The sequence below is a fragment of the Nocardia coubleae NBRC 108252 genome (genome assembly GCF_001612805.1).
GTDB lineage: Bacteria > Actinomycetota > Actinomycetes > Mycobacteriales > Mycobacteriaceae > Nocardia > Nocardia coubleae.
Genome location: NZ_BDBD01000002.1, coordinates 56,745 through 68,894, shown reverse-complemented (window position 1 = coordinate 68,894; position 12,150 = coordinate 56,745). Strand labels below are relative to the sequence as shown.

At 68.7% G+C, this 12,150-nt stretch carries 13 protein-coding genes; 8 read left to right on the top strand and 5 right to left on the bottom strand.

The annotated features are described in order from the left end of the window. Positions 1 to 7: 7 nt before the first annotated feature. Positions 8 to 448 carry a nuclear transport factor 2 family protein gene (locus NCO8_RS01215; RefSeq protein ID WP_067635674.1) on the top strand — a complete coding sequence of 147 codons (441 nt, stop codon included), beginning with the start codon at positions 8 to 10 and terminating at the stop codon, positions 446 to 448. On the opposite strand, the gene cobG is transcribed toward NCO8_RS01215, so the two are convergent. After that, entirely contained in the window at positions 445 to 1,707 is a 1,263-nt protein-coding gene (gene cobG, locus NCO8_RS01210; RefSeq protein ID WP_067635673.1) for a precorrin-3B synthase, read from the bottom strand. The genes NCO8_RS01215 and cobG overlap by 4 nt on opposite strands. Before the next feature lie 40 nt (positions 1,708 to 1,747). Then, positions 1,748 to 2,362 (bottom strand): dihydrofolate reductase family protein, encoded by a 615-nt coding sequence (locus tag NCO8_RS01205; RefSeq protein WP_067635671.1) that lies wholly within the window; start codon positions 2,360 to 2,362, stop codon positions 1,748 to 1,750. Positions 2,363 to 2,536: 174 nt separating this feature from the next. Between NCO8_RS01205 and NCO8_RS01200 the strand changes: the two genes are divergently transcribed. The 6 genes from NCO8_RS01200 (at position 2,537) to cobN (ending at position 9,562) form a co-directional block, all read left to right on the top strand. After that, positions 2,537 to 3,211: a hypothetical protein gene (locus NCO8_RS01200; protein ID WP_067635669.1), complete on the top strand. Its 675-nt coding sequence runs from the start codon at positions 2,537 to 2,539 to the stop codon at positions 3,209 to 3,211. A 33-nt stretch (positions 3,212 to 3,244) separates the two neighbouring features. Continuing rightward, positions 3,245 to 4,396 carry a DNA polymerase III subunit beta family protein gene (locus NCO8_RS01195; RefSeq protein WP_067635667.1) on the top strand — a complete coding sequence of 384 codons (1,152 nt, stop codon included), beginning with the start codon at positions 3,245 to 3,247 and terminating at the stop codon, positions 4,394 to 4,396. 52 nt (positions 4,397 to 4,448) lie between these two features. Beyond that, positions 4,449 to 4,916: a MarR family winged helix-turn-helix transcriptional regulator gene (locus NCO8_RS01190; protein ID WP_067635665.1), complete on the top strand. Its 468-nt coding sequence runs from the start codon at positions 4,449 to 4,451 to the stop codon at positions 4,914 to 4,916. Between the two features lie 72 nt (positions 4,917 to 4,988). Further along, the gene (locus NCO8_RS01185) at positions 4,989 to 5,309 is read left to right on the top strand and encodes a DMT family transporter (protein WP_067635662.1); all 321 of its coding nucleotides are present in this window, start codon (positions 4,989 to 4,991) and stop codon (positions 5,307 to 5,309) included. Between the two features lie 42 nt (positions 5,310 to 5,351). After that, positions 5,352 to 5,705, top strand: a complete 354-nt coding sequence (locus tag NCO8_RS01180) for a DMT family transporter (RefSeq protein ID WP_067635660.1) — start codon at positions 5,352 to 5,354, stop codon at positions 5,703 to 5,705. A gap of 182 nt (positions 5,706 to 5,887) precedes the next feature. Beyond that, positions 5,888 to 9,562, top strand: a complete 3,675-nt coding sequence (cobN, locus tag NCO8_RS01175) for a cobaltochelatase subunit CobN (protein ID WP_067635658.1) — start codon at positions 5,888 to 5,890, stop codon at positions 9,560 to 9,562. On the opposite strand, the gene NCO8_RS01170 is transcribed toward cobN, so the two are convergent. Beyond that, positions 9,532 to 10,071, bottom strand: coding sequence for a hypothetical protein (locus tag NCO8_RS01170; RefSeq protein ID WP_067635656.1), 540 nt, complete (start codon positions 10,069 to 10,071; stop codon positions 9,532 to 9,534). The genes cobN and NCO8_RS01170 overlap by 31 nt on opposite strands. Positions 10,072 to 10,270: 199 nt before the next feature. On the opposite strand from NCO8_RS01170, the gene NCO8_RS01165 reads away from it, so the two are divergent. After that, entirely contained in the window at positions 10,271 to 11,122 is an 852-nt protein-coding gene (locus NCO8_RS01165) for an acyl-CoA thioesterase domain-containing protein (protein ID WP_067635654.1), read from the top strand. A gap of 9 nt (positions 11,123 to 11,131) precedes the next feature. Here the strand turns inward: NCO8_RS01165 and NCO8_RS01160 are convergent, their stop codons facing one another. Further along, positions 11,132 to 11,674, bottom strand: a complete 543-nt coding sequence (locus tag NCO8_RS01160; RefSeq protein ID WP_067635652.1) for an IQM protein middle domain-containing protein — start codon at positions 11,672 to 11,674, stop codon at positions 11,132 to 11,134. Further along, the gene (locus NCO8_RS01155; protein ID WP_067492129.1) at positions 11,671 to 12,126 is read right to left on the bottom strand and encodes a hypothetical protein; all 456 of its coding nucleotides are present in this window, start codon (positions 12,124 to 12,126) and stop codon (positions 11,671 to 11,673) included. Before NCO8_RS01155 ends, NCO8_RS01160 begins: the two co-directional genes overlap by 4 nt. Positions 12,127 to 12,150 lie beyond the last annotated feature (24 nt).

Genomic DNA, 12,150 nt, shown 5'->3' with positions numbered 1-12,150 from the left:
CGCCTGCATGGGCGAATCGAACACTCTCGCAGACACTTCGGCGATCACCGAGACGATCACCCGGATGTTCGTGTACTGCGATCGCAAGCGCTGGGACGATCTGGTCACCGAGGTCTTCACCGACGAGGTCGACTTCGACGGCGGATTCGGTGACGGGGTCTCGATCCGCCCTTCGAAGGACATCGCCGCCGACTGGAAGGCGGGCCTGGACGCCCTCGACGCCGTGCACCATCAGGCCGGCAACTACCTGATCGACCTCGACGGCGACGAGGCCACCGCCCACGCCGACTCCATCGCCGTCCACGTGAACAACTCCGCGGCCAACGGCAAGACCCGCACCTTCATCGGCAGCTACGCCCTCGCCGCTCGCCGCACCCCCGCGGGCTGGCGAATCAGCAAGTTCCACTACCTGCTGAAAGTGATCGAGGGCAACGCCGACCTCACCTAGTCCGGTCTGTTGATCCGGTACCCGCCTTCGGTTGCGACGACATCGGTGACAGGTCCGGTCGGGCGGCCACAGCGGCGTTCGCAGCCGGACCAGTGTTGACGGCCGGTCGCCACCACGTCGGCGGCATCGAGGCCGGACTCGGCACGGTCCGCCGCGTCGGCGGGTAGGGTGCGCTCGGCATCGCGGCCAGGCTCGACTGTCGCGGGACGCCCCTCGGTCGGGTCGGGTGGTTCGTCGCCGAGCACGCGCCCGGTTTCGATGGCTTCGGTGAGGTCGGTGCGGACGTCGGTGTGGGACTTGGCGCAGCCGGGGCGGCCCGCGCAGGCGCTCACCTGTAACCACGGGGAGCCGGCGTCGAAGATCAAGCCCATCGGCGCCAGCACCCGCACCACCGTTTCCGCGGTGCCCTCCTCCAGGTCGGGTAGCACCACACTGCGCCACGGCGTGAGGAACACGGGGTGTTCGACGGCGGCCAGGAATTCGGCGACCCGCGCGGGCAGTGTGCCGAGCGGAACACCCGCGCCGAGGGCGATCAGGCCGTTGTCCTGTTCGAGCCAGCCGATCGGAATGTCATGTGTCGCACCTAGTTCCAGGCGCGCACCGGCGGGGGAGCGGTCCAGGGTCTCGGTGACCTTCTCGACACCGCCGGGGATCTCGTGCAACCGCCACTGCCCCGATTCCGCACGCAGGTCGAGGAATCCGCGGGCGGCGTCGAGCATGACCGTGACGGCCTCGTCGGGAGTGACGCGGATGCCGGTGTCGGTCCCGGCGAGCAGCAACGCGAACTCGTCGCCGACGGCCTGGATCCCGATATCGCCGCGCAGAGTGCTCACGTCACCGCGACCGTCGTCAAGGGTGAACAGAACCCGGCCGGGCAGGTCCGCCAGCGCGGCATCGGCCTGCAAGCCCACATCCAGGTCGGTGGCCAGCCCGTGTACATCGGCAAATCCACCCACCCGCCCGGACAGCGGTGAGGCGACGATATTGCGGACTCGCTCGTGCGTGCGGCTCGGCAGCAGGCCCGCTGTGGCCAGCCGGGCGGCCAGTTCGTTCGCGTCCCGTATCCGGCGCAACTGCACATTGCCGCGGGAGGTCAGCTCGAGGCTCCCGTTGCCCAGGTCGTGCGCGGCCTCCGCGAGTACCTGCACCTGCCCGGATTCCAGTCGTCCGCCGGGCACCCGGATCCGCGCCAACGGCCCGTCCGCGGCCTCGTGCAGCCGCAGAACCCCTGGGCAAGAATCGGGAGCGCTCCTGGTCATGATTCCCCAGCCTACGACCACCGCCGGGAGCGATCCGGCGTCAGGGCCGGGTGTAGTGCACCGACACGGCGCCCGAGTCGGGGAGGGTGGTCGCGGCGGCGAGGCGCCAGGTCGACGCGTAGTTGTCGGGGAGCAGGCGCAGGCCGCCGCCGAGGGTGGTGGGGACGATGGTGAGGTAGAGGTCGTCGACCAGGTCGGCGCGCAGTAGACACTGAATGATGCTGGCGCTGTTGGTGATCAGGATGTCGCGTCCGGGGGCCGCTTTGAGCGCGCGCACGTCGGCTTCCGGGTCGCGACCGATTCTGGCGTTGGTCCACGCGGCCTTGTCCAGGTCGGACTGGTCGAGGGTGGTGGTGAAGACGACCTTCTCGACCTTCGCGAGCCATTCGCCCAGCTCACGGGTGCGGGCGGAGCTGGCGGGGTCGGCGGTGATGCCCGGCCAGACTGCGGTGAACCCTTCCCAATTGGTCCGCCCGAGGACGACGGTGTCGGCGCCGCGCCAGATGCCCTCGTAGGTGATCTCGGTCTGCGGGCTGGTGATGTAGTCAATGCACCAGCTCATATCGTCGTCGGGACCGGTGCCGCTGTATCCGTCCATGGACACGGTGACTTCGGCGACGACTCGGCGGCCGGTGCTCCGCGGGGTATTCGACATGGGCGATATCCGTTCTCGTTCGGTTGCTCGTTCAGAGGAACAGACGCCACAACGTGGCCGAACTCATCGGTGATCCGCGCCGCGCTCGTGTTTGCGCACCGGAGGGAAACGGTATCCGCCTAGTGTGAGTGGCGGATCGCCGCCGGAGCAGTGCCGACAGGAGAGGTCAACCGCATGCTGCGTGAATTCGTGGACAAGCGTGTAGTTCCCGCGCTCGACAAGGTCGCCCATGCGCAAGCACCCGTGGTGCGGCGTTACGTCGACTGGCTGGGGAGCAGGCACCCCGACGATTCACCGGTGGAACTCGTGCAGCGGCTGTCGCGCCAGTACCTCGTTGTCGTCACCGCCAGCGGCGTGACGGTGGGGCTCACCGCCGCCGTACCCGGTATCGGCACGCTGATCGGCCTGGCCGCCACCGGTGTGGACACCGCCGTCTTCGTGGAAGCGTCCTCGGTGTTCTCGGTGGGCGCCGCCGCGGCGTACGGCATCGCGCCCGAAGATCCGCGCCAGCAGCGATTGGTGTCGAAGGTGGTGCTCGGCGAGTCGGGCACGAAGGTCCTCGAACAGACAGCAGGTCATACGAAGGGTCAGTGGCTCGGCGTCGTCACCGACCACATCCCGGGTCTGTCGAGCATGCCCGACGGGCCTGCCAAACGATTCATCGTCAACTACCTGGTCAAACGCGGACTGCTGCTCTTCGGCACCCTCATCCCCGCCGGGATCGGCGCGGTGATCGGCGGCTACGGAAACAACGCCCTCGGCCAGCTGGTCATCGCCAACGTCTACCGCCACCTGGGCACCGGTTCGCCCGAGATGGTCGCCGCGGGCACCCGTGATGGTTCGTCTTGACCTTCGAGTCGCTGCAACCCCGATCATGAGCCGGTGCCTGACACCGAACTGATCACCATCGGAGCGTTCGCCCGCGTCTGCGGACTGAACGCCAGCGCCCTGCGCTTCTACGCCGACGCCGGAGTCCTCGTTCCCGCCCTGGTGGACGGGGACACCGGCTACCGCTACTACACCGCCGACCAGGCCGGTCCCGCCTGCCTGATCCGCCACCTGCGCGCCGTCGACATGCCGTTGCCGACTGTCGCGGCGGTGCTCGCCGAACCCGACGCAGCCAGGGCCGCCGACCTCCTCGACGCCCACCTCGCCGAAATGCACTGCCGCCGCAGGGAGTTCGACGCCGCAGCCGCCGCTGCTCACCGGGCGCTCGGCGTGGACCCCCGACCGTTTCCGGACCGAAGCGACCACGGCGCGGTGCCCGGCACCGAACCCGACCAGGCCGTGCGGGTCGGCGGACCGGCGCTCGCGGCAGCCATCGACCAGGTCTCCACGGCAACCCTCACCGATCCGGCCCTGCCCGTGCTCGACACCATCCTGTTCGAAGCCCGCCCCGACGAACTGGTCCTCACCGCCACCGACCGCTACCGGCTGGCCTCGCGAACCCTGCGCCCGATGTCCTCGGCGACGGCGGAGTGGTCCGCGACCATCGATGCCGCCGAACTGCGTGCCACCGCCTCCTGGCTGCGCCGCCGGCACACGGTGATCCTGCGTCCCACGCCCGATTCCCTCGAATTCCACACTGCCGCCGAGGATTCGGCGACGAGTCAGCGCTGTCCTCGCTCGCCCGAGGAGTTCCCCGACTACCGCCGCATGCTGGCAGCCCTGCCCTCGACCCCGACCAGAGTCGTCCTCGGCCGCGCGCACCTGCTGGAAACGCTGGAACGCGCGGACTCACCGATCGTGACTCTGCGCTTCGATTCCCCGGACACGGCCACGATCTCGGTGCCGAGCCCGGACGCGTCGACCCAGGACGGCAGGCCGAACCCGCCCACCGAGCTGCGTGCGACGGTCTCGGGCCCGCCGATCACCATCCACTTCGCCGTAACCACCCTCTACCCGGCGATCGCGGGCGCCATCGGTCCCGACATCATGCTCGACCTGTCCGCCCCCGACCTCCCTGCCCACATCCGCTCCGCCGATGACGGTGACCTCCGCACCCTCGCCATGCCGTGCAAACCGGCCCCTTGATCGCTCGACCTGCCGGGTTGTGGCCCGGCAGGTTCACTGCTAAGTTAACTGCATGCACAAGCATGGACTTACGGAACGGGGAACACCCTCGGTCGGCGACCCGGTCGACGACTGGTTTCGTGCTTCCGCTCTCGTCGCGACCGTCGATTCGGGCCTCGGTAAATGGCTGACGCTGCACCACGGCATCGGGCTCACCGAGTACCACGCGCTCCGGCAGCTTGCCGCCGCACCGGACAAGGAGATCCGGGTCAGCGAGCTGGCCCATCGGATCGGGTTGAATCAGAGTTCGGTGACCCGATTGCTGGGGCGGCTCGAGGCGCGAGGGTTCACGCGGCGGGACTTGTGTTCGGAGGACGGGCGCGGTGTGTACGCCGTGATCACCGAGGAGGGGGAGGCGCTCGTCGGGGACGCGCGCGAACCCTTCCAGCTCCAGCTGGAACGTCTGCTCGACGACGCCGAAGAGCTGTCGCCGATGTTCGATGCGCTGCTCGCGCGTCGAACGGGACGCGAACGCTCCTGACCTGACCTGACATGCCGGGAGGGTCTTCCGCTCGGCATATATATGTATGTACAACCATAGAAAGGCACTATCGTGAACTGGCTCTACCTCGCCATCGCCGTCGTCTTCGAGGTCACCGTCGCCCTGGCCGCCGGAAAAGCGAAGGGCTTCACCGATATTCGATGGACTGTCGCCACCTTGGTCAGCGGCGCGATCGCGACCTACTTCCTGAGCCTGGCGCTGCTCACCTTCGACGTCGGCGCCGGCTACGCGATCTGGACCTCCCTGGCCGGTGTCGGAATCGTCGCTCTCGGAGCGGTGCTGTTCGGCCAACGAGTCGACTGGCGAAAGGCGGTCGGCATCGTGATCGTCATCGGCGGTGTCGTCGGCCTGCAGCTCAGCAGCGGCGTCTGAGCAACCTCGTCCCCACCCGATTTCTCACCGAAAGGCCGAACAATGATCACCGAGAACCGCACCGCCACCGCCTGGCTCGTCCTGCTGCTCGCGGGCGCCTTCGAAGTCGGTTACGCCCTGGCCGTCGGCGGCAGCCACGGATTCACCGTCCTCACCTGGTCGCTGGTCGCGATCGTCTTCTTCCTGCTCACCCTCTTCGCCCTCAGCGTCGCGCTGAAAACGATCGACGTCGGCATCGGCTATGCCGTCTGGGCAGGGATCGGCGCGGTCGGCGCCGCGCTCCTCGGACCGGTGTTCTTCGAGGAAACGCTCACCCCGCTCAAAGCGTTCTGGCTCGCCGTGGTGATTGCCGGAGTGGTCTGGCTCAAACTCGCGGACCGCGCCGAAGCTGCCTGAGCGACCCCCGGACGCGGGCTGGAAAGTTGCGGGCGCATCCGGGCCAGTACCATCGACTTGCTCGGCGGGCGTCGAGGAAACCGGTGGAAATCCGGTGCGGTCGCGCCACTGTGAACAGCCAGACCCTCTCCGGCGAGCACCGCAACCCGATGGGCGCGTCAACCCGAGGAAGGTCTCACCCTGTGATCCTGCTGCTGTCCACCTCCGACACCGACCTGCTGAGCGCCCGCGCGAGCGGCGCCGAGTACCGGTGGGGCAACCCCGCCCGGCTGCTGGTCGAGGATCTCGGGCAGCTGCTCGACGGCGTCGACCTGGTGATCGTGCGCATCCTCGGCGGCAAACGTGCCTGGGAAGAGGGCCTGGACGCGGTGCGGGCCAGCGGTATTCCGATGGTCGCCCTCGGCGGCGAGATCGCACCCGACGCGGAACTGATGGAATGCTCCACCGTGCCGGTCGGTGTCGCCGCCGACGCCCACAACTATCTCGCCGCGGGTGGTGCCGACAACCTGCGTCAGCTCTACAACTTCCTGTCCGACACGGTGTTGCTCACCGGTCACGGGTTCGAGCCGCCGGTCCAGCTGCCCACGTGGGGTGAGCTCGAACGCTCGGCGCGCATCCTCGAACCGCACGCCCCCACGGTCGCCGTCGTCTACTACCGCGCCCAGCACCTGGCGGGCAACACCGGCTACGTCGATGCCCTGTGCACGGCCATCGAAGCCAAGGGTGCCCGCGCGCTGCCCGTCTACGCGGCGTCGCTGCGAACCGCCGAGCCGGAACTGCTCACTCTCCTCGGCCGGGCCGACGCCCTGGTGGTCACCGTGCTCGCCGCGGGCGGCAGCAAGCCCGCCACCGCGTCGGCCGGTGGCGACGACGAGGCCTGGGACGTGGCCGCGCTGGCCGCCCTCGACGTGCCGATCCTGCAGGGCCTGTGCCTGACCAGCCCGCGCGCCCAGTGGGAGGCCAACGACGACGGCCTGTCCCCGCTCGATGTCGCCACCCAGGTCGCGGTCCCGGAGTTCGACGGGCGCATCATCACGGTCCCGTTCTCGTTCAAGGAGTTCGACGAGGACGGTCTGTCCACCTATGTCCCCGATCCCGAACGTGCCGCCCGCGTCGCCGGGATCGCGGTGCGCCACGCCCGCCTGCGTCATATTCCCAACGGCGACAAGCGGATCGCGCTCATGCTGTCGGCCTACCCGACCAAGCACGCCCGCATCGGCAACGCCGTCGGCCTCGACACCCCGGCGAGCGCCATCCGGCTGCTCACCGAAATGCGTTCCGCCGGTTACGACCTCGGTGATATCGACGAGATCCCCGGCCTCGCCGAAGGCGACGGTGACGCCCTGATCCACGCCCTGATCGCGGCGGGCGGCCAGGATCCCGACTGGCTCAGCGCCGAACAGCTCGAGGGCAATCCGATCCGCATCGGCGCCACCGTCTACACCCGCTGGTTCGAGTCGCTGCCCGACGACCTGCGCGAAGCCGTCGTGGAGGCGTGGGGGCCGCCGCCGGGCGAACTGTATGTGGACCGGTCGGCAGATCCGAAGGGCGAGATCGTCATCGCCGCACTGCGTTTCGGCAATGTGGTGCTGATGGTGCAGCCGCCGCGCGGTTTCGGGGAGAATCCGGTCGCCATCTATCACGACCCTGATCTGCCGCCGAGCCACCATTACCTGGCGGCCTACCGGTGGCTGTCGTCGGCCGACGGTTTCGGTGCCGACGCGATGGTGCACCTCGGCAAGCACGGCAACCTGGAATGGCTGCCGGGCAAGACCCTCGGCATGTCCGCGTCCTGTGGCACCGACGCCGCCCTCGGCGATCTGCCGCTGATCTACCCGTTCCTGGTGAACGACCCCGGTGAGGGCACCCAGGCCAAGCGCCGCGCCCACGCCACCCTCGTCGACCACCTCATCCCACCGATGGCGCGCGCCGAAACCTACGGCGACATCTCGCGCCTGGAACAACTGCTCGACGAACACGCCAACATCTCCGCGCTCGACCCGGCCAAACTGCCCGCCATCCGCCAGCAGATCTGGACCCTGATGCGCGCGGCCAAGATGGACCACGACCTCGGCCTGGCCGAACGCCCAGACGAGGACGTCTTCGACGACATGCTCCTGCACGTCGACGGCTGGCTCTGCGAGATCAAAGATGTGCAGATCCGCGACGGCCTGCACATCCTGGGTCAGGCCCCCGAGGGCGAGATGGAACTCGACCTGGTGCTGGCCATGCTGCGTGCCCGCCAGCTGTGGGGCGGCGAACAGAACGTGCCCGGCCTGCGAGAAGCGTTGGGGCTCAGCGAAGCCGGTGACGAGGCGCGCACCCGCGTCGACGTGGTGGAGGCCCGCGCGCGCGAACTGCTCGGCGCCCTGCAAGCGACGGACTGGTCGGTGGACGCGGTCGACACCCTCGTCGACGACTACGCGACCGCGATTCTGGCCGGGGGAGTGGACGATTCGTCCGGAGCGAGCGGCACTGCCACCGCGAACGGCGGCATCGCGGTGAGTGGGCGCCTCGACGCGGTGAAGACCGTGTTGCGGTTCGCCGCGACCGAGGTCGTGCCCCGCCTGCGCGAGACCGGCATCGAGATCGCCCGGGTCCTGCACGCCCTCAACGGTGGTTTCATCCCCGCAGGCCCGAGTGGTTCACCCCTGCGCGGTCTGATCAACGTGTTGCCGACCGGCCGCAATTTCTACTCCGTCGATCCGAAGGCCGTCCCGTCGCGACTGGCGTGGGAGACGGGTCAGGCCATGGCCGAGTCCCTGCTCGCCCGCTACCTGGCCGATCACGGCGAGTACCCGAAGTCGGTCGGTCTGTCGGTGTGGGGCACCTCGGCCATGCGCACCTCCGGCGACGACATCGCCGAAGTCCTCGCGCTGCTCGGCGTGCGGCCGGTGTGGGACGAGGCGAGCCGCCGCGTCACCTCGCTCGAGGTGATCTCCCTGGAAGAACTGGGTCGCCCGCGCATCGACGTCACCGTGCGCATCTCCGGTTTCTTCCGCGACGCCTTCCCGCACGTTCTCGCCCTGCTCGACGACGCCGTCCGCCTCGTCGCCGCCCTCGACGAACCGGCCGACGCCAATTACGTTCGCGCCCATGCCGATGCGGACCTGGCCGAGCACGGCGATGCCCGCCGTGCCACCACCCGCATCTTCGGTTCCAAGCCCGGCACCTACGGCGCGGGCCTGCTGCAGCTCATCGATTCCAAGAGCTGGCGCACCGACGACGACCTCGCACAGGTGTACACCACCTGGGGCGGCTACGCCTACGGCCGCGATCTCGACGGCGCTCCCGCCGCCGACGATATGCGCACGGCGTACAAGCGAATCGCGGTGGCGGCCAAGAACACCGACACCCGCGAGCACGACATCGCCGACTCCGACGACTACTTCCAGTACCACGGCGGCATGGTCGCCACGGTGCGCGCGCTCACCGGGAAGAACCCCGAGGCCTACATCGGCGACTCCACCCGCCCCGACGCGGTACGCACCCGCACCCTGTCCGAGGAAACCACCCGGGTGTTCCGTGCGCGCGTGGTGAACCCGCGCTGGCTCGAGGCGATGCGCCGCCACGGCTACAAGGGTGCCTTCGAGATGGCCGCGACCGTCGACTACCTGTTCGGTTACGACGCCACCACCAATGTCGTCGCCGACTGGATGTACGAAAAGCTTTCCGAGAGCTATGTTTTCGACGATGTGAACCGCAAGTTCATGGAGCAGTCCAACCCGTGGGCGCTGCACGGCATCGCCGAACGGCTGCTCGAGGCGGCCGAGCGCAAGCTCTGGGAGCACCCCGAACCGGAAACCCTGGACAAGCTGCGCCAGATCTACCTCGAGACCGAGGGCGAACTGGAGTAGTCCTGCGCGGCCTGCAGCAGAACCCGGTCGCGGTAGATCCGCAGTGCCGCGATGACGGCCGAGACCGCGGTGAGCAGGCCGCAGGCGATGCGCACCGCATGCGCGACCTCGATCTCGGCGACCGTGCGGTGCAATTCGTCGACCGTGTACATGGCGCGATCCTCGAACAGGATCGGCCAGCGCGGCCACAGGTACAGCATCGACAGCAGGAACATCCCCGAGACGAACGGCACCAGCGACGCGAGCAGCCAGCCGCGGGCGCGCCCCGACCACACACCGGCAGCCACGGCGAGCACTGCGCTCAGGGTCAGGAACATCCCCAGCGGGCGCATCACATCGCCGACCGAGACCACGGCGGTGAATGCCTCGCCCACCTCCAGCGATGCCGGAATGTCGTGGAAGTAGTTCGGGTACAGGAAGACCGTTTCGGCGATCGTGGTGCACACCACCAGGGTCGCCAGCACGGCGTAGACGGTCGCGGCCGTGAGTGCGACAGTGAGTTTTCGCATGGTGTTCTCCTCGTGGGTGTGCTGTCGACGCTAGGCCGACGTCGTATCGGAGACATCCGGTGCCGACCCTGAACTCGGGTCGGGGAACTCACCCAGGTCTCGTGATCGACGGCGAACGCGAGTGGGTTGCCGTAAAACTGCAACGCGTTCTAATCTTGGCCGGAGAGCCCGGGAAACACCCTGGCCGGAAAGGGTCGCCATGACCACCTCACCGGCGTACTTCACCCGCACGGGCGCGGTGTTCGAGCCGACCAGGTTCTCGCTGAGCCTGTGGGGCCCCAAGACGCTGTCGGGGCCGCCGGTGTGCGGGTTGATGGCGCGGGAGGTGGAGGCGCGGTACTGCACCGAGGAGTTCGTGCCCGCCCGGTTCACCGTCGACCTGCACCGCGCGGTGCCCGCCGTGCCCGTGACCGTCGAGAGCGAGCTGGTGCGTGACGGCAAGCGCGTGCGCGCGGTCGCCGTCAGCCTGCGCTCGGACGACGCGGTGGTGGCCAGGGGCAGCGCGTTGCTGCTGAAACGCTCGGCGCAGCCGCCCGGTGCGGTGTGGCGGCCCGACCGGGAGCGGCCGCTGCCGCCGCCGGACGCGCGCGCGGCGATCGAGGAGGGGTTGCACCTGTTCGGCAGCGACGGCCATGCCGACGGCTGGTCGATCCGGATGACCGAGCACCAGAACGACACCCGCAAACGCAAATGGGTGCGCAACATCCCGGTCGTCGCCGGTGAGGAGTCCTCCCCGTTCTGCTACGCCGCGATGACGGGTGAGCAGACGAGTCTGGTCACCAACTGGGGCACCGACGGCATCGGTTTCATCAATACCGATGTGTCGATCACGTTCTCGCGCATGCCGATCGGCGTCGAGATGGGCATCGAGGCGGAAGGTCACCTCAGCGACGACGGGATCGCGGCGGGCGCGGCCGTGCTCTACGACGCCGACGGCGCGTTCGGGATGTGCACCACCACGGCACTGGCCAACGAGAGCCACCAGATTCGCGGCGCCGTCATCGACAAGCTCACCGACAGGGTGATGGCGGAACTGGCGTCGGGGCACTGAGCCCGCCGATCACGGTTCCTGCGAACGCATTTCGAGGGGCAGGTCGCCGGCTTCGATGCCCTGGGCACGCAAGGCGAGCGGAACCTGCCGGGTGAAGCGCCGCGGGGGCCGGTAGTGGGTGCTGTGATCCGACACCAGCAGCACCCGGCCCTGCCGCGCCACGATCTCCCCTGCGGCGGCCACGGGTCCACCGGCCAGGAAACTCGAATGGTGGAACCGGCCGAGCAGGTGCTGGGGTGAGGAGTACAGCGTGCCAGCGGCGTCCATGACGAAGATCGCCCGGCCGCCCTCCGGTGACCACAGGGTACTGGCCGCCGTGGTGTCGAACAGGGCGCCGTCGGCGGTGTGGAGCAGACCGTCGCGGGCTTGGAGCCGGAACCGCAGGCGCGCTTGCTCATCGAGATAGGTGACGTGAGTGCCGTCCCATACCCGGTTCCCCGGCAGGTGCTCACCGGCGAACTCCGGCCGCAACGGCGTCGTCTCGAACACGGTCGGTGCGGAATCCGTTCCGGTGCCGAACAATCGGCGCATGCGGTGGGCGAAGCCCGTCATGCGGGCACCAGGGTGACGATCACTTCGTCGGCCACCGTTTCCGCTTTCACCACGGCCTCGCCGAGGTACAGGGTCGCGGCGCGCGGTCGGCCGTCGGGCAGGGGTACGACCGAGACGGCGTCGACGCGGCGGCCGGTGAAGGCGCTGTAGGGTTCCTCGTCGGTGACATCGAAGGCGGTGTATTTGCCCGATTCGGCGACGTATTCGATATTGACCGGGTCGACGAGCGGTTCGAACGGGTCACGCCACGGCGCCGACCGGATCCGCAGTTCCGAGCCGTCCACCCCGGAATCGAGCAGCAGGGTGGCACCGTTGTGGAAGGTGAACTCGATCGGGCCCTCGGAGCGGTCGACCTCGTCACCGAGGACATAGAACATGCGGCGGACGGCGACAATGGTCCCGTCGACCGCGCCGTTGAGCGCGCTTCGGCCGTGTTCGTCGTTGTCGGACACCAGTTTCCTCTGACATCGCCGGGC

Excerpts from the sequence above, each read along its gene's own strand:
- NCO8_RS01190 (WP_067635665.1), top strand. The coding sequence starts at position 4,449 with ATGCACAAGCATGGACTTACGGAACGGGGAACACCCTCGGTCGGCGAC.
- NCO8_RS01160 (WP_067635652.1), bottom strand. The coding sequence starts at position 11,674 with ATGACGGGCTTCGCCCACCGCATGCGCCGATTGTTCGGCACCGGAACG.
- NCO8_RS01170 (WP_067635656.1), bottom strand. The coding sequence starts at position 10,071 with ATGCGAAAACTCACTGTCGCACTCACGGCCGCGACCGTCTACGCCGTG.
- NCO8_RS01200 (WP_067635669.1), top strand. The coding sequence starts at position 2,537 with ATGCTGCGTGAATTCGTGGACAAGCGTGTAGTTCCCGCGCTCGACAAG.
- NCO8_RS01165 (WP_067635654.1), top strand. The coding sequence starts at position 10,271 with ATGACCACCTCACCGGCGTACTTCACCCGCACGGGCGCGGTGTTCGAG.
- NCO8_RS01205 (WP_067635671.1), bottom strand. The coding sequence starts at position 2,362 with ATGTCGAATACCCCGCGGAGCACCGGCCGCCGAGTCGTCGCCGAAGTC.
- NCO8_RS01180 (WP_067635660.1), top strand. The coding sequence starts at position 5,352 with ATGATCACCGAGAACCGCACCGCCACCGCCTGGCTCGTCCTGCTGCTC.
- cobG (WP_067635673.1), bottom strand. The coding sequence starts at position 1,707 with ATGACCAGGAGCGCTCCCGATTCTTGCCCAGGGGTTCTGCGGCTGCAC.
- NCO8_RS01215 (WP_067635674.1), top strand. The coding sequence starts at position 8 with ATGGGCGAATCGAACACTCTCGCAGACACTTCGGCGATCACCGAGACG.